Annotated in this window: 23 protein-coding genes; 8 read left to right on the top strand and 15 right to left on the bottom strand. The window is 70.9% G+C overall.

Features of this window, described 5'->3' with window-relative positions:
- Positions 1-94 precede the first annotated feature (94 nt).
- The 13 genes from ABZU91_RS31680 to ABZU91_RS31620 form a co-directional block, all read right to left on the bottom strand.
- Entirely contained in the window at positions 95-460 is a 366-nt protein-coding gene (locus ABZU91_RS31680) for an SgcJ/EcaC family oxidoreductase (protein ID WP_355248633.1), read from the bottom strand.
- A gap of 2 nt (positions 461-462) precedes the next feature.
- Positions 463-774 carry a muconolactone Delta-isomerase family protein gene (locus ABZU91_RS31675; protein ID WP_355248630.1) on the bottom strand — a complete coding sequence of 104 codons (312 nt, stop codon included), beginning with the start codon at positions 772-774 and terminating at the stop codon, positions 463-465.
- A gap of 71 nt (positions 775-845) precedes the next feature.
- Positions 846-1508, bottom strand: coding sequence for an acVLRF1 family peptidyl-tRNA hydrolase (locus tag ABZU91_RS31670; RefSeq protein ID WP_355248627.1), 663 nt, complete (start codon positions 1506-1508; stop codon positions 846-848).
- Positions 1509-1545: 37 nt separating this feature from the next.
- Positions 1546-2193 carry a LysE family transporter gene (locus ABZU91_RS31665; RefSeq protein ID WP_355248624.1) on the bottom strand — a complete coding sequence of 216 codons (648 nt, stop codon included), beginning with the start codon at positions 2191-2193 and terminating at the stop codon, positions 1546-1548.
- Positions 2194-2632: 439 nt separating this feature from the next.
- Positions 2633-3241: a TIGR03086 family metal-binding protein gene (locus ABZU91_RS31660; RefSeq protein WP_355248621.1), complete on the bottom strand. Its 609-nt coding sequence runs from the start codon at positions 3239-3241 to the stop codon at positions 2633-2635.
- 196 nt (positions 3242-3437) lie between these two features.
- Entirely contained in the window at positions 3438-3920 is a 483-nt protein-coding gene (locus ABZU91_RS31655) for a metal-sulfur cluster assembly factor (RefSeq protein ID WP_355248618.1), read from the bottom strand.
- Between the two features lie 73 nt (positions 3921-3993).
- Positions 3994-4467 carry a Fe-S cluster assembly sulfur transfer protein SufU gene (gene sufU, locus ABZU91_RS31650; RefSeq protein WP_355248641.1) on the bottom strand — a complete coding sequence of 158 codons (474 nt, stop codon included), beginning with the start codon at positions 4465-4467 and terminating at the stop codon, positions 3994-3996.
- A gap of 2 nt (positions 4468-4469) precedes the next feature.
- Positions 4470-5774 (bottom strand): cysteine desulfurase, encoded by a 1305-nt coding sequence (locus ABZU91_RS31645; RefSeq protein ID WP_355248616.1) that lies wholly within the window; start codon positions 5772-5774, stop codon positions 4470-4472.
- 20 nt (positions 5775-5794) lie between these two features.
- Positions 5795-6568, bottom strand: coding sequence for a Fe-S cluster assembly ATPase SufC (gene sufC, locus ABZU91_RS31640; protein WP_355248613.1), 774 nt, complete (start codon positions 6566-6568; stop codon positions 5795-5797).
- Entirely contained in the window at positions 6568-6894 is a 327-nt protein-coding gene (locus tag ABZU91_RS31635) for a non-heme iron oxygenase ferredoxin subunit (RefSeq protein ID WP_355248610.1), read from the bottom strand. Before ABZU91_RS31635 ends, sufC begins: the two co-directional genes overlap by 1 nt.
- Complete coding sequence (gene sufD, locus ABZU91_RS31630; RefSeq protein ID WP_355248607.1) at positions 6894-8093, bottom strand: Fe-S cluster assembly protein SufD; 1200 nt, start codon at positions 8091-8093, stop codon at positions 6894-6896. The genes ABZU91_RS31635 and sufD overlap by 1 nt, the downstream gene beginning before the upstream one ends.
- 58 nt (positions 8094-8151) lie before the next feature.
- Positions 8152-9582: a Fe-S cluster assembly protein SufB gene (gene sufB / locus ABZU91_RS31625; RefSeq protein ID WP_355248604.1), complete on the bottom strand. Its 1431-nt coding sequence runs from the start codon at positions 9580-9582 to the stop codon at positions 8152-8154.
- Positions 9579-10280, bottom strand: coding sequence for an HTH domain-containing protein (locus tag ABZU91_RS31620; RefSeq protein ID WP_355248639.1), 702 nt, complete (start codon positions 10278-10280; stop codon positions 9579-9581). Before ABZU91_RS31620 ends, sufB begins: the two co-directional genes overlap by 4 nt.
- Before the next feature lie 194 nt (positions 10281-10474).
- Here ABZU91_RS31620 and ABZU91_RS31615 point away from each other — a divergent pair, with 194 nt between their 5' ends.
- The 3 genes from ABZU91_RS31615 (at position 10475) to ABZU91_RS31605 (ending at position 12675) form a co-directional block, all read left to right on the top strand.
- On the top strand, positions 10475-11434 hold the full coding sequence (locus ABZU91_RS31615) for a COX15/CtaA family protein (RefSeq protein ID WP_355248601.1): 960 nt from the start codon (positions 10475-10477) through the stop codon (positions 11432-11434).
- 90 nt (positions 11435-11524) lie between these two features.
- Entirely contained in the window at positions 11525-11956 is a 432-nt protein-coding gene (locus ABZU91_RS31610) for a hypothetical protein (RefSeq protein WP_355248598.1), read from the top strand.
- A complete protein-coding gene (locus ABZU91_RS31605) occupies positions 11953-12675 on the top strand; it encodes a 2OG-Fe dioxygenase family protein (protein ID WP_355248595.1) in 723 nt (240 codons plus the stop codon). Before ABZU91_RS31610 ends, ABZU91_RS31605 begins: the two co-directional genes overlap by 4 nt.
- Before the next feature lie 59 nt (positions 12676-12734).
- Here the strand turns inward: ABZU91_RS31605 and ABZU91_RS31600 are convergent, their stop codons facing one another.
- Both ABZU91_RS31600 and ABZU91_RS31595 read right to left on the bottom strand, forming a co-directional pair.
- A complete protein-coding gene (locus ABZU91_RS31600; RefSeq protein ID WP_355248592.1) occupies positions 12735-13070 on the bottom strand; it encodes a hypothetical protein in 336 nt (111 codons plus the stop codon).
- Between the two features lie 287 nt (positions 13071-13357).
- Positions 13358-14311: a heme o synthase gene (locus tag ABZU91_RS31595; RefSeq protein ID WP_355248589.1), complete on the bottom strand. Its 954-nt coding sequence runs from the start codon at positions 14309-14311 to the stop codon at positions 13358-13360.
- A 254-nt stretch (positions 14312-14565) separates the two neighbouring features.
- Between ABZU91_RS31595 and tkt the strand changes: the two genes are divergently transcribed.
- The 5 genes from tkt to ABZU91_RS31570 are packed head-to-tail and all read left to right on the top strand — an operon-like array spanning position 14566 to position 22133.
- Positions 14566-16704 carry a transketolase gene (gene tkt / locus ABZU91_RS31590; RefSeq protein WP_355248586.1) on the top strand — a complete coding sequence of 713 codons (2139 nt, stop codon included), beginning with the start codon at positions 14566-14568 and terminating at the stop codon, positions 16702-16704.
- 15 nt (positions 16705-16719) lie between these two features.
- Entirely contained in the window at positions 16720-17895 is a 1176-nt protein-coding gene (tal, locus tag ABZU91_RS31585; protein WP_355248583.1) for a transaldolase, read from the top strand.
- A 37-nt stretch (positions 17896-17932) separates the two neighbouring features.
- A complete protein-coding gene (locus ABZU91_RS31580) occupies positions 17933-19582 on the top strand; it encodes a glucose-6-phosphate isomerase (protein WP_355248580.1) in 1650 nt (549 codons plus the stop codon).
- Between the two features lie 23 nt (positions 19583-19605).
- The gene (gene zwf / locus ABZU91_RS31575) at positions 19606-21120 is read left to right on the top strand and encodes a glucose-6-phosphate dehydrogenase (protein WP_355248636.1); all 1515 of its coding nucleotides are present in this window, start codon (positions 19606-19608) and stop codon (positions 21118-21120) included.
- Positions 21117-22133, top strand: a complete 1017-nt coding sequence (locus ABZU91_RS31570) for a glucose-6-phosphate dehydrogenase assembly protein OpcA (protein ID WP_355248577.1) — start codon at positions 21117-21119, stop codon at positions 22131-22133. Before zwf ends, ABZU91_RS31570 begins: the two co-directional genes overlap by 4 nt.
- Positions 22134-22160 lie beyond the last annotated feature (27 nt).

Raw genomic sequence — 22160 nt, 5'->3', positions numbered from 1 at the left:
CCGGCGACCGGACTCCCGCTGCCCGTCGCCGACGCGCTCGCAGTCGACCCGGCCGGCCCGATGACCGCGGGGCCTGCCACGTCCATGTTCGGCCTCAGTCGAGCCGGGACACCTGGTAGTGCCCGATCAACCAGACATTCCCGACCCGCCGCACGACCACGCCCAGGTGCACCGTCAGCGCCGGTCGGTCGGTGAAGCCGAACTCCACCTCCAGGTAGCCCAGGACCACGTCGTCGGCGAGCCGTCGCGTTTCCCGGATCTCGTACGCGGCGGTCATGCCGAGCGGCTGTGCGGCGTAGTACGCGGCGACGCCCTCCCGGCCGACGGAGTACGGGTGCAGGCCCTGGAAGACCGCGTCCTCGGTGAAGACCGACGCGACGCGATCCGGCTCGTGGGCGTCCACCGCCGACCTCCACCGGTCCAGGACGGTCCGCAGGATCTCCACCTCGCTGCCGGCCACGGTCACCTCCCCGCCTGCCGGGGCGGCTGACCCGGATCGTTCGGGTGCGGCGTCAACGGAGTGACCGTCTCACGCCGCCAGGCGCGCAGCGGCATCGAGGCGAGCACCGCCTCCAGCTCGTCCGCGTCGGCGGCCTCGAACAGCCCCCACGTACGCCACTCCCCCGGCGCCAGCGGTGGCCGCCACAGGCGCAGCAGACTGCCCTGCGCCGTCAGCTCGGCCGAGCGCGCCGCCTCGCGCGCCCGCATCTCGGCGACCCCGTCCTCCGACGTGCCCTCGGGCACCGTCGTCCTCATGTCCACCAGGAACTCCACGCGCCCATCCTCCGACCGACGACGCCACGCCACGCCGGGAACCCCGATCTGGGTGGCGGCCGTCTCCCCGATCACTCCGCGGCGTCGGGTGCCGGGTCGCGCAACCGGATCCGTACCGCCCGGGCCGCGCCCACCGCCGCCACCAGCACCGCGTGCCGAGGCTCCGGCACGTCGAGCAGCCGCTCGGCCCGCAGCGGCACGAGCGGGGCCAGCCGCCGGTCCGCCAACACCGTGTCCACGGCCCGTCGGTCACCGCCGCAGACGAGGGCCGCCAGCTTCGCCGCCTCCGGCAGCAGCAGGCGTACGGCCAGGTCCGCCGCGTCACCCAACGCCGCCTTGGCCTGGTTGTCGCGCCTGCGGGCGAACCGGTGCTGCGACCACCCACCGGCGGCGGTGCGCCCCTGCACGTACCGGGTGTCCACCTTGGAGACCACCAGGTCGGCGCCCTGTGCCACGCCGATCGCCACCGCGCCCTTGCGAGCCAGCAGCAGGCCGATCCGGCGGGGCGCGACGGCCGAGGCCACGAACCCGACGACGTCGTCGCGGGCCGGCGCCCCGGGTGGGGCGTACACCTCGGCGGTGGCCCCGTCGGCGGCGGTGAGCAGCAGCCCGTACCCCTGCACGGTCGTGGTGTGCGGGCCGTGCCGGTCGGCGAAGCCCTCCACCCAGCGGGCGACGCGGGCCGGGTCGACCTCGACCCACCGGCCTCCCCCGGCGGCGGGTCGACTGGTCATCGCCCGACCGTACGCCACAGCCGGCGCGGGCGGACCGTCAGCCCGGCAGCAGCGCCGCCACCGCCAGCATCGCGATCAGGACGCTGGAGAGCACTCCGGTGACCAGCCGGCCGCGCGGGCCGGTCAGGGCGCGGCCGACCACGGTGCCGCCGCCGGCGATGAGCAGCTGCCAGCTCGCCGACGCCAGGAACACACCGGCCACGAACAGCGCCGCCGGGAGCAGGCCCGCGTCGGCCGTCTCCGGCCGACCGAGCACCAACGCGACGAAGTAGAGCACCGTCATCGGGTTCAGCAGGGTCAACCCGAGCAGCGCCGCGTAGGCACGGCCCGGACTACCCATGCCGCCCCGACTCCCCCGCGCCGTCGGCGTCCCCCGTGCACGGTGGGCCGCCCAGGTTCGCCAGAACCCGTGCACCGCGAGCGCCACCAGGACCACGGCGGCGACAACCCGCAACGGACCGGCGGCCGGCGCGATGATCCCGGCCAGGCTGGCACCGCCCAGCGCGGCCACCGCCGCGTAGAGCCCGTCGGCCGTCGCCACCGCGAGCGCCGCCGCCGCACCGACCCGGAACGAGGTACGGGCACTGAGCCCCAGGATCAGGATCGCGATCGCCCCGACGGGGATCGCGACGCCGTAACCGGCCACCAGGCCGGCGAGGAACGCCGCGCTCACGGCCGTCGGCACCGGATCGAGGCCCGCTCCGGCACCGGCCGCTGTCGACGACCGGCAGTCGTCGCAGGGACCAGGACCTTCGTCGCGTACGCCTCAATCACAGTCGGCATCCTGCGCCCCGCCCCCACACCCCCGCAACGAATTTCCCCACGCGCCCCGGGGTCCGCCTCATCGCGCCGATCCTGCAGCGCGCCCCGCGCCCCGCGCCCCGCGCCCCGCGCCCCGCGCCCCGCGCCAAGATCCGCGCAACATCCCCGATGTTGCTGCCTCAGACGCGCCGGAGGCAGCAACATCCCTGATGTTGCGCGGATCTTGCCCGGGCCCGCCGACCGGGAGGCGAGCAGCGGGCACCGGTCGAAGATCGTGCTCGAACCAGGATGTAGTGGCTTCGGCTCGTCGCCAAGGCCACTACATCCATGATCGAGCACGATCTTGGACGCGCCAGGACGGATCAGCGCCGCGACTCGGCCCACCGGGAGTCGCGGCCGAGGTAGGCGAGCAGGACGCTGACCTCGTCGGCCTCCTCGCCGGGGTCGAGCGCTGCCGCGTACGCGCCGTAGGCCCGCAGTGGCTCGACGATCTGCCGTGCGACCTCGATCAGGGGGCGGGCCAGGTCGTCGTGCAGAGGCGACGGCTGGCCGGTGGCCACCGCGATGTCCCAGGCGTGCACCGCGGCGTCGAGGGCGCAGGCCACGGCGGCCACCGAGGCCGGCAGCGCGCCCTGCGGCAGCGGCGTCGGCACCTGCGGATCGTCCTCGCCGACACCTGCCCAGGCACGGGCGGACGCGTCGAGGGCAGCGTTCAGCCCGATCAGCTTGTCCCCCTCGATCCGGCCGGAGGGCGCGAACGGGTCCTCCTCGGGCCCCGCCCCGCCGGTGATCGCCGCCGCGTAGCCGATCTGGTCACCGGTCGCGTGCTGGAGCACCTGGGTGACCGTCCACAGCTCGCAGGGTGTGGACCGGTCCCAGGCATCGGCCGGCACCCCCTCGGCGATCGTTCGCAGCGCACTGTGCGCCTGGTCGAGCACGACTCGCCACTGCCCCGCCGCCAACTCGTCCATTGTCCCGACCCTCTCCGCCGACCCCGCCAGGCGAGCGCATTCGCTCACTTGCGAAACGGAATGTTCCGCTCCGTTCTGAGTCCAGCCTAGCAGACCGGAACGATCCGTTCCATTAACGATTCTCGCGCCACCCACAACGGATCGAGCGCGGCACCCGGAGGGGCACCGCGCTCGAAGACTGTGGAACGGAGTCGGGTCAGACGTTGAACCCGAGGGAACGGAGCTGGTCCCGACCCTCGTCGGTGATCTTGTCCGGGCCCCACGGCGGAAGCCACACCCAGTTGATCCGGATGTCGTTGACCAGACCGCCACCGGGGCCGGTGGTCAGCGCCTGCCGGGTCTGGTCCTCGATCACGTCGGTCAGCGGGCAGGCCGCCGAGGTGAGCGTCATGTCCAGGGTCGCGACGTTCTCGTCGTCGACGTGCACCCCGTACACCAGGCCCAGGTCGACCACGTTGATGCCCAACTCCGGGTCGACGACGTCCTTCATCGCCTCCTCGATGTCGGCGATCATCGCCTTGCTGACGCCGCCCGCCGAGGCGGCGGCGGCGTCGCCGGCACCGGCGGTCGCCGCGTCGTTGATCGTCGCGGCTTCGTCGGTCGCCACGGCGTCGTTCTGCGGTGCCGCAGTGGCGTCACCGGCCTCCGGCGTCGCCGCGGTAGCGGTGTTCTCGCTCATGCCGTCCCTCCGGATCGCTTCGTGATGCCACCAGACAGCACGGTGCTGCTGGAAATCGCTCGCTGGCGCTCGCTCACGCCGTCACCTCCGGGCTCGCGCCCACGCCGGCGCGTGCCGCGGCGTCCTTGAACGCCATCCACGGCAGCAGCGCGCACTTGACTCGGGCGGGATAGCGGGCGACGCCCGCGAAAGCCACCCCGTCACCGAGTACGTCCTCGTCCGGCGTGACCTGGCCACGGCCGGACATCAACTCGACGAACGCCTCGTGCACCTCGAATGCTTCCCCGGCGCCCCGGCCACGCAGCAACTCGTGCAGCACGCTCGCCGATGCCTGGCTGATCGAGCAGCCCATGCCGTCGTACGAGATGTCGTGCAGCACGGTGCCGTCGGTGGCCACCCGGACGGTGACCTCGTCGCCGCAGGTCGGGTTGACGTGGTGCGCCTCGGCGACCTGGTCGCCCGGGTCGTCGGCGTCACGCAGGCCCCGCCCGTGCGGGTGCTTGTAGTGATCCAGGATGATCTCCTGGTAGAGCTGGTCGAGCTGCACCATCAGTCGAACACCTTCCGTACCTGCTCCAGACCGCCCACCAGGGCGTCGATCTCCCCGGTGGTGGTGTAGAGGTAGAACGACGCCCGGGTCATCGCCGGCACGCCGAACCGGCTGCACACCGGCTTCGCGCAGTGGTGGCCCACCCGCACCTGCACGCCCAGCGAGTCGAGCACCTGGCCCACGTCGTGCGGGTGTACGTCGCCCAGGGCGAACGAGATCGTGCCGCCCCGGCCGACCGGGACGGTCGGGCCGAAGATCCGCAGGTCGGGCACCGCGCCGAGGGCGTCCAGCGCGTACGCCGTCAGCTCCTTCTCGTGCCACTGGATCGCCGGCATGCCGATGCCGGTGAGGTAGTCGACCGCCGCGCCGAGCGCGACCGCCTCGGCGATCGGCGGGGTGCCCGCCTCGAAACGGGCCGGCGGCGCGGCGAACGTCGACCGGGCCATGGTCACCGTCTCGATCATCGAGCCGCCGCCCATCACCGGCGGCATGGCCGCCAGCAGCTCACCCCGACCCCAGAGGACGCCGATGCCGGTCGGGCCGAGCATCTTGTGCCCGGTGAACACGATGTAGTCGGCGTCCAGGTCGACCACGTCGATGGGCAGGTGCGGCACCGACTGCGAGCAGTCCAGCAGCAGCAGCGCGCCTACCTCGCGGACCCGCGCGGCGATCCGGGAGGTGGCGTTGACGGTGCCGAGGATGTTCGACATGTGCACCAGCGAGACGATCTTCGTCCGTTCGGTGATCAGGTCTTCCAGGCCGGACTCGTCCAGCCGGCCCTGCTCGGTGACTCCGAACCAGCGCAGGGTCGCGCCGGTGCGCTCGCAGAGCAGCTGCCACGGGACGATGTTGGAGTGGTGCTCCATCTCGGAGATCACCACCTCGTCGCCGGGGCCGAGCCGGAACCGGGGGTCGGCGTCCGCGCGCAGCGAGGCGTTGGAGAAGGCGTACGCCACGATGTTGATCGCCTCGGTGGAGTTCTTGGTGAACACCACCTCGTCGACGCTCGGCGCGTTGATGAACGCGGCGATCGTGGCTCGCGCTCCCTCGTACGCCTCGGTGGCCTCGGTGCCCAGCGTGTGCACCGAGCGCGACACATTGGCGTTGTGCCGCGCGTAGTGCTCGTCGAGAACGTCGAGCACCTGGCGCGGTTTGTGCGAGGTGTTGGCGCTGTCGAGGTAGACCAGCGGGTGCCCGTTGACCTCCCGGTCGAGGATCGGGAAGTCGGCGCGCACCCGGGCCACGTCGAAACGTGGCACGTCGTCGTACTGCGGCATCCCCTCGGGGATCGCGATGCTGGTCATCTCGACAGCGCCTCTCCCTCTCAGGCCTTGGCCGTGCCGGCTCCGGCGGCGTACCGCTCGTAACCCTCGGCCTCGAGCTTGTCGGCCAGCTCCGGACCGCCCTGCTCGACGATCCGACCGGCGACGAAGACGTGCACGTGGTCCGGCTTGATGTAGCGCAGGATCCGCGTGTAGTGGGTGATCAGCAGCACGCCGGTGTCGCCGGTGTCGCGGACCCGGTTGACGCCCTCGCTGACCACGCGCAGCGCGTCCACGTCGAGACCCGAGTCGGTCTCGTCGAGGATCGCGATCTTCGGCTTGAGCAGTTCCAGCTGGACGATCTCGTGCCGCTTCTTCTCACCACCGGAGAAGCCCTCGTTGACGTTGCGCTGGGCGAACGCCGGGTCCATCTGGAGGCGCTCCATCGCGCCGCGCAGCTCGCCGCCCCAGGTGCGCAGCTTCGGCGCCTCGCCGTCGATCGCGGTCTTGGCGGTCCGCAGGAAGTTCGCCACCGAGACGCCGGGCACCTCGACCGGGTACTGCATGGCCAGGAAGAGGCCGGCGCGGGCGCGCTCGTCGACGGTCATGGCCAGCACGTCCTCGCCGTCGAGGGTGACCGTGCCGCCGGTGATCTCGTACTTGGGGTGGCCGGCGATCGAGTACGCCAGGGTGGACTTGCCGGAGCCGTTCGGACCCATGATCGCGTGGGTCTCACCGGACTTCACGGTCAGGTCGACACCGGCCAGGATCGGCTTGAGCTCACCCTCGGGCAGCTTGACCGACACCTTCAGGTCGCGGATCTCCAGGGTGCTCATTATCGGGTCACTCCATTACTCGGCGTCAGGCTCAGGTAGATGTCACCGTCGCGGACTTCGACGGGGTAGACGGGTACGGGTTCGGTGGCGGGCAGGCCGGTCGGCGCGCCGGTGCGCAGGTCGAAGCGGGAGCCGTGCAGCCAGCACTCCAGCGTGCAGCCGTCGACCTCACCCTCGGAGAGGGCGACCGCGGCGTGCGAACACTCGTCGTAGGCGGCGTAGAACTGACCGTCCTCGGCGTGCACCACGGCGATCGGCGTGCCGTCGACGTCCGCCCTGATGGCGGTGCCCTTCGGCACGTCCTCGGTGGAGCAGATCCGGACCATCAGGCGCCGGCCTTGGCGGTGAAGTCCTCGCTCGCGAGTGCGGGGCTCGCAAGCTCACTCCTCCCGCTCGCCAGCCGGGCCTCGATCGCGTCGCCCAGGCGCTCGCGCAGCGGCTCCACCGGGATCTTGTTGATCACCTCGGCGAAGAACCCACGGACCACCAGGCGGCGGGCCTCACCCTCCGGGATACCCCGGGCCATCAGGTAGAACAACTGCTCGTCGTCGAAGCGGCCGGTCGCGCTGGCATGGCCAGCGCCGGCGATCTCGCCGGTCTCGATCTCCAGATTGGGTACGGAGTCCGCGCGCGCGCCGTCGGTGAGCAGCAGGTTCCGGTTGATCTCGTACGTGTCGGTGCCGGTCGCCTCGGCCTGGATCAGCACGTCGCCGACCCAGACGGTGTGCGCGTCCGCGCCCTGCAGCGCGCCCCGGTAGCCGACGTAGCTGCGGCAGTCCGGCACGTTGTGGTCGACGAGCTGCCGGTGCTCGAGGTGCTGGCCGCCGTCGGCGAAGTAGACGCCGTACAGCTCGGCCTCGCCACCGCGGCCCGTGTACTCCACCGAGGTGAACTGCCGGACCAGGTCGCCGCCCAGGGACACCTGGATGTGGACGACCTTGGCGTCCCGACCCAGCTTGATCTTCAGGTGCTGGGCCTGGACCGCGTCGTCGGCCCAGTCGGCGACCGTGACCAGCGTCAGCTTCGCGCCGTCGGCCACGGCGACCTCGACGTTGTCGGCCAGGGTGGTCGACCCGACGTGCTCGAGCACCAGGGTCGCCTCGGCGAAGCGGCCGACCTCGACGAACGTGTGCCCGAACGCCGGCTGCTCCGCGCCCGTGCCGACCACCCGCAGGCTCACCGGCTCGCCGAGCACCACATCCTGCGCCACCCGCACCAGCAGGGCGTCGGGAGCCGCGCCGTACGCCAACGCGCTGACCCGGTCCACCGGGGTGAGCACGCTGCCGACCCGCTCGTCGTCCCGGCCGATCCGGGTGACGGAGACGCCCTCGGGCAGGTCGCCGTGCTCGTGCCGGACCGTGCCGCTCGCGGCCGGAGCGTCACCGACGAGACCGCGGAGGCGCTTGAGCGGGGTGAAACGCCAGTCCTCCTCCAGGCCGGTGAGGGCCGGGAAGTCGGCGACGTCGTACGAGCGCAGCGCCTGCGACTTGGTGCTGGGCGGCGGCGCGGAAGCCTGGGTAGTCATGTCTTCCTTGGTCTGTTCTGCGATGGATCGGAGGGTCGGGCGGGATCGGGCGGCCGGGTCAGCCGACCGCGCCCTCCATCTGGAGTTCGATCAGCCGGTTCAGCTCCAGGGCGTACTCCATCGGGAGTTCCTTGGCGATCGGCTCGATGAAGCCACGGACGATCATGGCCATCGCCTCGTCCTCGCTCAGACCCCGGCTCATCAGGTAGAAGAGCTGGTCGTCGCTGATCTTGGAGACGGTCGCCTCGTGCCCCATCGACACGTCGTCCTCGCGGATGTCGACGTACGGGTACGTGTCCGAGCGGGAGATGGTGTCGACAAGCAGCGCGTCGCACTTGACCGTGCTGCGGCTGTGGTGCGAACCCTCCAGCACCTGCACCAGACCCCGGTACGAGGTGCGGCCGCCGCCACGGGCGATCGACTTGGAGATGATGTTCGAGGAGGTGTGCGGCGCGGCGTGCACCATCTTGGCGCCGGCGTCCTGGTGCTGACCCTCGCCGGCCATCGCCACCGAGAGCACCTCGCCCTTGGCGTGCTCGCCGGTCATGTAGACCGCCGGGTACTTCATGGTCACCTTGGAGCCGATGTTGCCGTCGACCCACTCCATGGTCGCGCCCTCGTGGCAGACGGCGCGCTTGGTGACCAGGTTGTAGACGTTGTTCGACCAGTTCTGGATGGTCGTGTAGCGGCAGCGGGCGTTCTTCTTGACGATGATCTCCACGACCGCGCTGTGCAGCGAGTCGGAGGAGTACATCGGCGCGGTGCAGCCCTCGACGTAGTGCACGTACGCGCCCTCGTCGACGATGATCAGCGTCCGCTCGAACTGGCCCATGTTCTCCGTGTTGATCCGGAAGTAGGCCTGCAGCGGGATGTCCACGCGCACGCCCTTCGGCACGTAGATGAACGAGCCGCCGGACCACACGGAGGTGTTCAGGGCGGCGAACTTGTTGTCGCCGACCGGGATCACCGTGCCGAAGTACTCCTTGAAGACGTCCTCGTGCTCGCGCAGCGCCGTGTCGGTGTCCAGGAAGAGGACACCCTGCTCCTCAAGGTCCTCACGGATCTTGTGGTAGACGACCTCCGACTCGTACTGCGCCGCGACACCGGCGACCAGCCGCTGCTTCTCCGCCTCCGGGATGCCCAGCCGGTCGTAGGTGTTCTTGATGTCCTCGGGCAGGTCCTCCCAGCTGGTGGCCTGCTTCTCGGTGGACCGCACGAAGTACTTGATGTTGTCGAAGTCGATCCCGCTGAGGTCCGCGCCCCAGGCCGGCATCGGCTTGCGGCCGAACAGCCGCAGGCCCTTCAGGCGCAGGTCGAGCATCCAGGCCGGCTCGTTCTTCTTGGCCGAGATGTCCCGCACCACCGCCTCGTTGATGCCGCGCTGGGCAGTTGCCCCGGCGGCGTCCGGGTCGGACCAGCCGTACTCGTAGCGACCCAGGGCGGCGAGCTGCTCTTCCTGGGTCAGGGGCTGGACGATCTGCTCGGTCATCTATCTGTCCTCACAGTGGTGACGGGATTACCGGATGAAGCACGGCCCGGCTGGGTCGGGATGTGCGTCGTGCACACCCCGTCGCCGTGCGCGATGGTGGCCAGGCGCTGCACGTGGGTGCCGACCAGGCGGGAGATCACCGCGGTCTCGGCCTCGCACAGCTGGGGAAACTCGGCGGCCACGTGTGCCACCGGGCAGTGGTGCTGACAGAGCTGGCCGCCGGAGGCGATAGTGGTCGCGTTGGCAGCGTAACCCTCGGCGGTGAGCGCTCCGGCGAGCGCCTCAGCCCGCGCCAGCGGGTCGTCGCCAGCGTCCTCCATGGCGGCGCGGCAGCGCGACTCCAGCGCGGAGACCTGCTCGGCGGCGAACGCGTCGACCGCGTCCGCGCCGCCGTTGTGGGCGATCCAGCGCAGCGCGGCGGTGGCCATGTTGTCGTAGTGGTGTGTGCCACAGCGGACCCGAGCCGCCTCGGTCAGCGCGAACACCTTGGCCGGACGTCCCCGGCCACGGCTGCCCTGCACCGCCTGCTCGCGGGCGACCACGTCACCGTCGGCGAGCATCGCGTCCAGGTGTCGACGGATCGCGGCGGGGCTCAGGCCGAGCGCCTGACCGAGCTGCGCGGCGGTGGTGGCGCCCCGCTCCAGCAGCAACTGGGTGACGCGGTCACGGGTGGAGATCTCCGTCGCGGCACTGGACAGCGCGGACGACGAGGCCCCGACGAGGGCGGACGCGGACGCGCCGACGGCCTGGTCGGCCGTCGACTGGTGCCCGGAGAGCGCCGCCGCGTTTTTCACAACGCCAACGTTACGTAATTGCCCGGAGGGTGGCAAACCCGGGCCCCGGTGATCCGAACCACCGCGTCGTCGGAGTCGGACGAACCTCGATCACTACGGTGCGTAGGATTTGCGCCGTGAACCGAATCGTCCGTCCGGTCTCCGGCACCCTGCTGCGCCGCCTCGCGCTCACCTCGATCATCGCGAACGTGGGCATCGTCGTCACCGGCGGGGCGGTCCGGTTGACCGCATCGGGCCTCGGCTGCCCCACCTGGCCCCGGTGCACCGACGACTCGTACGTCACCACGCCCGAGATGGGTGTGTACGGGGTGATCGAGTTCAGCAACCGGATGCTGACCTTCGCGGTCGGTCTCGTCGCACTGGCCACCGTGCTGGCCGTGCTGGTCCACCGGCCCCGCCGGCCCGGGCTCCTCGCGCTGGCCGTCGCCGTGTTCTTCGGCATCCCCGCCCAGGCGGTGGTCGGCGGCATCACGGTGCTCACCAACCTCAACCCGTGGGTGGTGGGGCTGCACTTCCTCGCCTCGATGGCGGTGATCGCCGCCGCGTACGCCCTCTGGCGCCGGATCGGCGACCCGGACGGCCCCTCGGTCGCCGTGGTGCCCACTCCCCTGCGCACGCTCGCCCGGATCACCACCGGCGTCACCGTCGCGGTGCTGGTGATCGGCACCTGGGTCACCGGCAGCGGGCCGCACGCCGGCGACCACGGCGCGGCCCGCAACGGCCTGGACCCGGAGTCGATCTCCCAGGTCCACGCCGACGGGGTCTTCCTGCTGATCGGCCTGTCCGTGGCACTCGTCTTCGCGTTCCGCGCGGTGGGCGCGCGACGGGCCACCCGGGCCGCCGTCGTCCTGTTGGCGGTGGAGCTGGGCCAGGGACTCATCGGCTTCGTGCAGTACTTCACCCACGTACCGGCACTCCTGGTCGGCGCGCACATGCTCGGCTCGTGCCTGGTGCTGCTGGCCGCCCTCGCGGTCCAGTGGTCCACCCGCGAACGCCTCCCGGCCACTGGCGAACACATCGCGCCGCCGGCCGAGACGGCGGTCGCGGTCACCGCCTGACCGTCGCGTACACGCGGCAGCACCGGTGGGACGTCGACGGTGATGACTGGTTGCTACCCTTCGATCACGAAGCTCGATCTAGGGGTGTCGATGGTCTTCAGTGATGCCGTCTCCGTCTTCGCGCTGCTGGTGTCGCTCGGGTCAGGGGCGGTCGCCCTGCGCTACACCCGTACGGACACCCGATTCGCCGCGTACGACCGGAGCACCGACCTGTTCCTGGAAGTCGACCGGCTCTTCCTGGCGCAGCCGGACCTGAGACCGTACTTCTACGACGGAGTGCAGCTCGCCGAGGACGACGTCGACCGGCACCGGGTGGAGGCGGCCGCCGAACTCGTCCTGGACGTCTTCGAGTGGATCTGGCGGCGGCAGGAGGAACTCAGCCACCGCGACCAGGAAGGCTGGCGGCACTACATCCTCGAGATGCTCGACGCCAGTCCGGAGCTGTGCCGCTTCCACCACCGTCATCCGGCGTGGCATCCGTGGGTCAACGAGATCCTTCTGAGCAGGGCCAAGAACGCGTGAGGGCGCAGGACCTCGTCGCCGACCCGGATGAGGTACGTCGCCGGGTGCGCGAGGCGGGCTACGCCTTCGTCCCGTCCTCCGCGTTCCGGGTGCAGGAGACGAGGCAGGCAGCCCTGGAGGACCTGCTGGCCGCGTGGTCGACGCTACCGCTGGATCCCTATCTGCGGGGCGGTGCCTACCGGCGCCGGCGGCACGGCGTCTACCGGTGCGACCCGCAGGGGGAGGAGGTGACGCCGATCGAGCAGCGGGGTTACTTCCAGAGCGTCGAGCACAACCCCTTCGTCGGCGGGACGGAGCGGACCTTCGCGGCACTGCCCACCGATCTCGCGACGAACCCGGTTCTCCTGGACCTCCTACGCTTCGACGCCTGGCTGTTCGCCCCGCTCGCCGGCGCCGACTGTCACGGCTTCCTGGCGCACGTCCACCTGGTCCGGGTCACGGCCGACAACCAGCCGGGAAGGCCGTCACCGGAGGGTGTGCACCGCGACGGCTTCGACTTCATCGCCCTGCACCACATCGGGCGGGAGGGGGTCACCGGCGGCACCACCTCGCTCTACGACCACGACGGGTCACTGGTGGGACAGCAGACCCTGAGCGGACGGTTCGCCAGCCTCTACGCCGACGACCGCCGCCTGCGCCACGACGTGAGCGACCTGATGGCCGACAACCCCACCGGGGGGCACCGCGACATGCTGCTCACCAGCTACACGCCGATATAGGTCGACCCGGGGTTCCCCCCGGGTCGGCTGGTGGTGGTTGGTCGATTCAGCTATGTGTCTCAGCGGGCCATCGTGCGCCGGGCCATCGACCGCCAGAGGTCGTTGCTCGGTCGCATCTGGTCCATCAGTTCACGCTCCCAGGCGTTCTCGACGGTGACTCCCGCCTTGGCGCACGCCTCCCGGGCCGTGACGGTGTCCTCGGCGAACTGGTCGCCCCACTCACCGTCGGTGCCCACGAGGACGATCCGTGCGCCGCGCTTACCGACGTACTCGATGACGGCCTTCGCGCCGCCGTGTTCGGCGGCGAACGACTTGAGCCCCGCGACCAGGCCCTGCGGGGCCTGCTCGCCGGAGGTCTGCTCGGCCGTCAGCGTCGTATCGGAACCTTCTGCCATGACGCGAAGCCTAAGCAGAGTTCCACTCGCCCGGGCGAGAACCATGAAGCTTTTGTGATGCCAATTACCTACAGGTTTAGCGAGAACCAGGTGCTTCCTGTCCGTTCAAATCCGGACTTTCCCGCTGTAAACACGAAGGCAAATCAGCTCGCACCTCTCCCAGGTTGAGCCGATCCGACTCATACCGAAAGTTACTCTGATGTGACGTTAAACAGGGACAACTCATCCACGATGGTGACTGTTCACAGGATTGCCGGCGAAACCCAGAGGTCGCGTGCCGGCCAGGGTCAGATCAGCGCGTCGAGCGCGACGGCCACGAACACGATCGTCAGGTACGTCGTCGACCAGTGGAACAGCCGCATCGGCTTGACCGCCTCGCCACGCGTCGCCCGCCGGCAGAGCTTGTGCGCCTCGACCACGAAGATCGCGCCCACCACCAGGGTCGGCACGCCGTAGATCGCGCTCAGGCCCAGCGGCCAGACCGCGAGGGAGGTCAGCACGGTGAGCCAGGCGAAGATCAGGATCTCGGCGTTCACGCGGCGGGTCGAGGCCACCACGGGGAGCATCGGGATGCCGGCCCGGGCGTAGTCGTCCTTGTACTTCATGGCGAGCGGGTAGAAGTGCGGCATCTGCCAGAAGAAGACCACCGCGAACAGCGCCCAGGCCGCCGGAGCCAGCCCGCCGGTGACCGCCGCCCACCCGATGAGCACCGGCGCGGCACCACAGGCGCCACCCCAGAAGGTGTTCGTCGGCGTGGAGCGCTTGAGCCACATCGTGTAGACGACGTCGTAGTAGACGATCGCGGCGAGCGTCAGGCCGGCGGCGAGCAAATTGGTGAACGCCGCCATCAGGACGATCGAGATCGCCGCCAGGACCAGCCCGAAGACCAGGGCGCTACGCGGCGACACCGTGTGCGCCGGCAGCGGACGCCGCTTGGTCCGCCGCATCAACTGGTCGATGTCCCGGTCGATGTAGCAGTTGAGGACGCTTGCCGCCCCCGCGGCGAGCGAGCCACCGATGAGCACCACGGCCATCAGCCACAGCGACGGCAGGCCCCCCTCGGCGAACATCATCGCCGGGATGGTGGTGACCAGCAGCAGCTCGACGATGCGCGGCTTGGTCAGCGCCACGTACGACGACACGATCGCGCGCACGTTCCGCCGCGCCACCGGACCCTCGGCCGCCCGCGCCGGGGACTGCCCGGCGGGGTTGCTCGCGGGGCGCTCGGTGATCATGCTCACGGATTGCCACCTTCCGGCATCGGCACGGGGAGATCGGGTCGGCCGAGGGCCGCACACCGACCCACACACTACGCGTTGTCGTTTTGGCTGCCCGGCCGACCCGACAACGGTGCGGGCCGTCACACAACCGGGTTGAACGACTCGGCCCGTGGTCACGTACCGCACACCATGCGAGATCCCCGGGCGGACGTTTAGTCACGCTCGATAGGGTCACCAGTGAGGGTTCCGCCCATCTGCCGAGGAGCACAACCATCGTGGCTGCCAACCGACCCGCGCACTCCGAACTCAACTGGTCCGACCTCGATCGCCGGGCCGTCGACACCGTCCGCGTGCTGGCCATGGATGCCGTGGAGAAATCCGGCAACGGCCACCCGGGCACCGCGATGAGCCTCGCGCCCGCGGCCTACCTTCTCTTCAACCGGGTCATGCGGCACAACCCGGCCGACCCGAACTGGCCCGGCCGGGACCGGTTCGTCCTCTCCGCCGGCCACTCGAGCCTGACGCTCTACATCCAGCTGTTCCTGTCCGGCTACCCGCTGAGCCTGGACGACCTGAAGTCGCTGCGGCAGTGGGGCTCGATGACCCCGGGCCACCCGGAGCACGGGCACACGCCGGGCGTCGAGACCACCACCGGTCCGCTCGGGCAGGGCCTGGGCAACGCGGTCGGCATGGCCATGGCGGCCCGTCGCGAGCGCGGCCTGTTCGACCCGGAGGCCGAGCCGGGCGCGTCGGTCTTCGACCACAACATCTGGTGCATCGTCTCCGACGGCGACATCGAGGAGGGCATCAGCCACGAGGCCAGCGCCCTCGCCGGGCACCAGCAGCTGGGCAGCCTCACGGTGATCTACGACGACAACGAGATCTCGATCGAGGACGACACCCGCATCGCCAAGAGCGAGGACGTCGCGGCCCGCTACGAGGCGTACGGCTGGCACGTGCAGACCGTCGACTGGCGCAGCGGTGACGCCGACCAGGGCGACTACCACGAGAACGTCGAGGCGCTGTACGACGCGCTGGTGGCCGCCAAGGCGGAGACGACTCGCCCCTCCTTCATCGCGCTGCGCACCATCATCGGCTGGCCCGCCCCCAACAAGCAGAACACCGGCAAGATCCACGGCTCGGCGCTCGGCGCCGACGAGGTGAAGGCCACCAAGCGGATCCTCGGCTTCGACGCGGAGCAGACCTTCCAGGTCGACGAGGAGGTGCTGGGGCACGCCCGCACCGTGATGGGACGCGGCTCCGACGCCGAGCAGGAGTGGACCGGCGCGTTCGACGCCTGGAAGAAGGCCAACCCGGAGCGCACGGCGCTCTACGAGCGGCTCGCCGGCCGGGTGCTGCCCGACGGCTGGACCGACGCGCTGCCGGTCTTCCCCGCCGACGCCAAGGGCGTGGCCACCCGGGCCGCGTCCGGCAAGGTGCTGGAGGCGCTCGCGCCGGTGCTGCCGGAGCTGTGGGGCGGCTCGGCCGACCTGGCCGAGAGCAACAACACCACCATGAAGGGCGAGCCGTCGTTCATCCCGGCGGAGCACGCGACCAAGGACTTCCCGGGCGACGAGTACGGCCGCACGCTGCACTTCGGCATCCGTGAGCACGCCATGGGCGCGATCCTCAACGGCATCGCCCTGCACGGCGGCACCCGCCCGTACGGCGGCACGTTCCTGGTGTTCAGCGACTACATGCGCCCGTCGGTGCGGCTGGCCGCGCTGATGAAGCTGCCGGTGACGTACATCTGGACGCACGACTCGATCGGCCTGGGCGAGGACGGCCCGACCCACCAGCCGGTGGAGCACCTGACCGCGCTGCGTGCCATTCCGGGTCTGGACGTGGTCCGTCCGGCGGACGCCAACGAGACGGCGTGGGCCTGGCGGCTGGCGCTGGAGCACACCGACCGGCCGACCGCGATGGCGCTGAGCCGCCAGGCCCTGCCGACCCTGGACCGCGAGGTGCTGGGTGACGTGGCGGGTGTGGCCAAGGGCGGTTACGTGCTGGCCGAGGCGTCCAACGGCAAGCCCCAGGTGATCATCGTGGGCACCGGTTCCGAGGTGCAGCTGTGCCTGACCGCCCGGGAGCGGCTGGAGGCCGACGGCACCCCGACCCGGGTCGTCTCGATGCCCTGCCAGGAGTGGTTCTACGAGCAGGACGAGGCATACCGGGAGTCGGTGCTCCCGCGCGGGGTAAAGGCACGGGTGAGCGTGGAGGCGGGCATCGCGATGTCCTGGCGCGGGGTCGTCGGCGACCTGGGCGAGAGCGTCAGCATCGAGCACTACGGCGCGAGCGCCCCGTACACCGTGCTCTTCGAGCAGTTCGGGTTCACCCCCGACCGGATCGTGGCGGCGGCACACGCCTCGCTGGCCCGGGTGGGCGACATCACCGGTTTCACAACCGGCAACTGAGGGAGCGTGGACGGCATGACCGACAAGCTGAATGAGCTCACCGCCGCGGGTGTGGCGGTCTGGCTCGATGATCTTTCCCGGGTGCGTTTGAGCTCCGGAGGGCTGGACCAGCTCCGCCGTGAGAAGCACGTCGCCGGGGTCACCACCAACCCGACGATCTTCGCGAAGGCGTTGAGCGACGCCGACGAGTACAACTGGCAGCTGCGCGACCTGGCCATCCGTGGTGTGGACGTGGAAGAGGCCGTCCGGATGCTCACCACGTACGACGTACGGTGGGCCTGTGACGTGATGCGCCCGTCGTACGACGGCAGCGCCGGCGTGGACGGCCGCGTCTCGATCGAGGTGGACCCGCGCAGCGCGCACGACGCGGACAAGACGGTCGCCGAGGCCAAGGCGCTGTGGTGGCTCGTCGACCGGCCCAACCTCTTCATCAAGATCCCGGCCACCGAGGAGGGCCTGTCGGCGATCACCGACACGCTCGCCGAGGGGATCAGCGTCAACGTGACGCTGATCTTCGGTCTGGACCGCTACTCGGCGGTCATGGAGGCGTTCCTGGCCGGTCTCGAGCAGGCCAAGGCCAACGGGCACGACCTGTCGACAATCGGCTCGGTCGCGTCGTTCTTCGTCTCCCGGGTCGACGCCGAAGTCGACAAGCGGCTGGAGAAGATCGGCTCGGACGAGGCCAAGGCGCTGCGCGGCAAGGCCGCCGTCGCCAACGCGCAGCTCGCGTACGAGCGTTACACCGAGGTGTTCGCCTCGGACCGCTGGAAGGCGCTCGAGGCCGCCGGCGCGCACCCGCAGCGGCCGCTGTGGGCGTCCACCTCGACGAAGAACCCGGACTACCGGGACACCATCTACGTCGAGGAGCTGATCGCCCCCGGCACGGTCAACACCATGCCGGAGTCGGTCGTCAACGCGTACGCCAATCATGGCGAGACCCGCGGTGACACCGTCACCGGGGCCTACGACGCGGCCCGGAAGGTCTTCGCGGACCTGGAGTCGGTCGGGGTGGACATCGCCGACGTGATCGCCACCCTGGAGCGCGAGGGCGTGGAGAAGTTCGAGGTCAGCTGGCAGGAGCTGCTCGACGGGGTGACCAAGTCGCTGAAGGCCGCGGCACAGGGCACCGGCGCGCCGAACAAGGCGGCCAAGGGCAACGCCAAGGCCGCCGAGAAGGCCGGTGGCGCGTGAGCGACCGAATCAGCACGCAGCGGAGCGGAGTGGCGGCATGAGTGATCTTCTCGCAGGGCCGGTGGAGGCCGCTGCCGGGCTCGCCGTGTACGGCGCGGACGCGGTCGACAAGTCCGCACCGGCCTCGACCCGGGAGGCGCTGGTCAAGGCCGGCGTCCCCGGCCGGCTGGCCGCCAAGGAGACGGGCCTGTGGGGGCCCGACGCCGAGGCCGAGGCGAAGATCCGGCTCGGTTGGGTGGACACCCACCGGCGCAGCCGGGAGCTGCTGGCGCAGCTCGCCGAGCTGAAGGCCGAGCTGGCCGACCTGGACCACGTGGTCCTCGCCGGGATGGGCGGCTCGTCGCTCGCCCCCGAGGTGATCACGCGGACGCTGGGCCGGCCGCTGACCGTGCTGGACACCACCGACCCGGGCCAGGTCCGCGCGGCCCTCGGTGACCGGCTGGAACGCACCGTCGTCGTGGTGGCCAGCAAGTCCGGCTCGACGGTGGAGACCGACAGCCACCGCCGCGCCTACTGGCAGGCGTTCCTGGACGCCGGGATGACCGAGGCGGAGGCCGGCCGGCACTTCGTCATCGTCACCGACCCGGGGTCGCCGTTGGAGACGACCGCGACGGAGATGGGCGCGTTCACCGTGCTCGCCGACCCGAACGTGGGCGGCCGGTACTCGGCGCTGACCGCGTTCGGGCTGGTGCCGTCCGCGCTGGCCGGTGTCGAGGTGGCGGAGCTGATCGACCAGGCCGACGCGTTGGCCGAGTCGCTCGCCTCCGACCGTGACAACCCGGCGCTGGCGCTGGGCGCCGCGCTGGGCGCCGCCGCCACGCTGGCCCGTGACAAGGTCGCCCTGGTGTCCGACGGCACCGGCATCGACGGCCTGGGCGACTGGGCCGAGCAGCTCATCGCCGAGTCGACCGGCAAGGCCGGCGTGGGCATCCTGCCGGTGGTCGTGGAGTCCCCGCAGAGTCCCGGCGCGACCGGTGCCGACGTGTTGACCGTCAGCTACGGCGGCGCGTTGGCAGCCGGTGACGTGCCGGGCGGCGGCGCGGACCCGGACGTGGCCGTCAACGGTCCGCTGGGCGCGCAGTTCCTGGCCTGGGAGTACGCCACCGCGGTGGCCGGCGTGGTGCTCGGCATCGACCCGTTCAACCAGCCGAACGTCACCGAGTCCAAGGAGAACACCAACAAGATCCTCGCCTCGGGCCTGCCGACGGAGTCGCCGTCGTTCACCGAGGGCGCGATCGAGGTGTACGCGCCGCAGGGCGCCCCGGGTGACCTGGCCGGCGTCCTGCGCTGGCTGCTCGACGGGCTGGGCGACGACGGCTACCTGGCGGTCATGGCGTACCTCGACCGGTTCGCCGACGCCGACACGGCAGGCCTGCGGCCGCTGCTGGCCGAGGCGTCCGGCCGGCCCGTCACCTTCGGGTGGGGGCCGCGGTTCCTGCACTCGACCGGCCAGTACCACAAGGGTGGCCCCCAGGTGGGCAGCTACCTGCAGGTGACCGGCGCGGTCGCGGAGGACCTGGACGTGCCGGGAAAGCCGTACACCTTCGGCGAGTTGCAGGCGGCGCAGGCCGCCGGCGACCGGCAGGCTCTCGCCGGCCGGGAGCGGCCGGTACTGCGGCTGCACCTGACCGACCGGGCCGCCGGGGTCGCCCAACTACTCGACGCGGCCGGTCAGCTGCGCACGTGAGGATGGACGACGTGACCCAAGGCGTGAACCCGCTACGCGACCCGCAGGACCGCCGGTTGCCCCGGATTCCGGAGCCGTGCGCTCTGGTGATCTTCGGGGTGACCGGTGACCTGGCCCGCAAGAAGCTGCTCCCCGCGGTCTACGACCTGGCGAACCGGGGGCTGCTGCCGCCCGGCTTCGTGGTGCTCGGGTTCGCCCGCCGTGACTGGGGTGACGGCGACTTCGAGACCCTCGCGTGCGAGGCGGCCCGCAAGCACGCCCGCACCCCGTGGCGGGAGGAGGTGTGGGCGCGGCTGGCCGGCAACATCAAGTTCGTCGGCGGGTCGTTCGACGACGACGCGGCCTTCGACCAGCTCGCCTCGACGCTGGACGACCTGCGGCAGACCCACGGCATCGCCGGCAACGCGGCGTTCTACTTCTCCATCCCGCCCGCCGCGTTCCCCGTCGTGCTCAAGCAACTCGCCCGCACCGGGATGGCCGACAACGAGAAGTCGGGCGGCTGGCGGCGGGTGGTGGTGGAGAAGCCGTTCGGCAACGACCTGCCCTCGGCGAAGGCGCTCAACGACCTCGTCGACGACGTGTTCACCCGGCAGGACGTCTTCCGCATCGACCACTACCTGGGCAAGGAGACGGTCCAGAACATCCTGGCCCTGCGGTTCGCCAACAACCTGTTCGAGCCGCTGTGGAACTCGAAGTACGTCGACTCGGTGCAGATCACCATGGCCGAGGACGTCGGCATCGGCACCCGGGCCGGCTTCTACGACACCGTCGGCACCGCCCGCGACGTCCTGCAGAACCACCTCCTCCAGCTCCTCGCCCTGGTGGCGATGGAGGAGCCGACCAGCTTCGACGCGGACGAGATCCGCGCCGAGAAGCTGAAGGTGCTCAAGGCGATCACCCTGCCGAAGGACGTGGCCCGGGACACCGTCCGCGGCCAGTACCTGCCCGGCTGGGTGGGCGGCGAGCGCGCGGTCGGCTACCGGGAGGAGCGGGATGTCCCCGCCGACTCCACGACGGAGACGTACGTGGCGGTACGCCTCGGCATCCAGAACCGCCGCTGGGCCGAGGTGCCGTTCTACATCCGGGCCGGCAAGCGACTCCCCCGGCGGGTCACCGAGGTCGCCATCATGTTCAAGAAGGCGCCGCACCTGCCGTTCAACGACGCCGACATGGAGTCGTTGGGCAACAACCAGCTCGTCATCCGCGTACAGCCGGACGAGGGCGTGGTGCTCAAGTTCGGCTCGAAGGTGCCGGGCACCACCATGGAGGTCCGCGACATCGCGATGGACTTCCAGTACGGCGAGGCGTTCACCGAGTCCAGCCCGGAGGCGTACGAGCGCCTCGTCCTGGACGTGCTGATCGGCGACCGCACCCTGTTCCCGGACGCGGCCGAGGTCGAGCAGAGCTGGCAGGTCATCGACCCGCTGGAGCACGCCTGGGTGGGCACCACACCGGAGCCGTACCGCGCCGGCGAGTGGGGTCCACGGGCCTCCGACGAGATGCTGGCCCGCGAGGGTCGCGCTTGGAGACGAGCATGATCGGGCTGTGGGACACCACCGGCAACGAGGTGGTCAAGGCGCTGGCCGCCGAGCGGCGTAGCGCCGGTGGTGTGGCCAGTGGCATGGCGCTCACCCTCATCGTGGTGGTGGACGAGAAGCGGGTCCGCGAGGCGGAGGCGGCGGCGACCATCGCCGCCGCCGCCCACCCGTGCCGGCTGCTGGTCGTGGTCCGCTCCGACATCGAGCGGGAACGCAACCGGCTGGACGCGGAGATCGTGGTCGGCGGTCGCCTCGGCCCGTGCGAGGCGGTGGTCACCCGGATGTACGGGCGACTCGCCCTGCACGCCGAGTCGGTGGTGATGCCGCTGCTGGTGCCGGACGTACCGGTGGTGACCTGGTGGCACGGTGAGCCGCCCGCGGAGATCGCCACCGACTTCCTCGGTGTGGTCGCCGACCGGCGGATCACCGACACGGCGCAGGCCGCCGACCCGGTGGAGGCGCTGCGCCAGCGGGCCCGGGACTACGCACCGGGCGACACCGACCTGGCGTGGACCCGGATCACCCCGTGGCGGACCCTGGTCGCCGGGGCGTTCGACACCACCAACGAGCAGGTCACCGAGGCGACAGTCGTCGCGCCACCCAGCGACCCGACGGCAGCCCTGATGGTCGGTTGGCTGTCCAGCCGGCTCGGCATCACCCCGCGCCGGGTGGACACCGACGAGTTTCCCCGGATGCGGGAGGTGCAGTTGACCTGTGCCAACGGCGACAAGCTGACGCTGACCCGCGAGGACAGCCTGGCGGTGTTCCGGCGTACCGGCCAGGACGACCGGACTCTGCCGCTGGTCCGTCGGCCGCTCGGCGACGAGTTGGCCGAGGAGCTGCGCCGCCTCGACGCCGACCAGGTGTACGCGGAGGCGTTGGGCGCGACCGCCGGCCTGCGCGGTCTGGAACAGCGTCCACCGCAGCGGGTGCACGTCTGGAAGGATCCGGCCACGGCCCAGCGCGCCGAGGCCGGGGTCACCGCGCACGCCGGCACGAGCGGCGAGAGCTGAGCAGTACGACACCGGAGGGCCGGGACG

The sequence above is a fragment of the Micromonospora sp. NPDC005174 genome, assembly GCF_040608495.1.
Taxonomy (GTDB): Bacteria; Actinomycetota; Actinomycetes; order Mycobacteriales; family Micromonosporaceae; genus Micromonospora.
The sequence above is the reverse complement of the archived record's forward strand: the minus strand, read 5'-3'. Positions and strand labels throughout refer to the sequence as shown.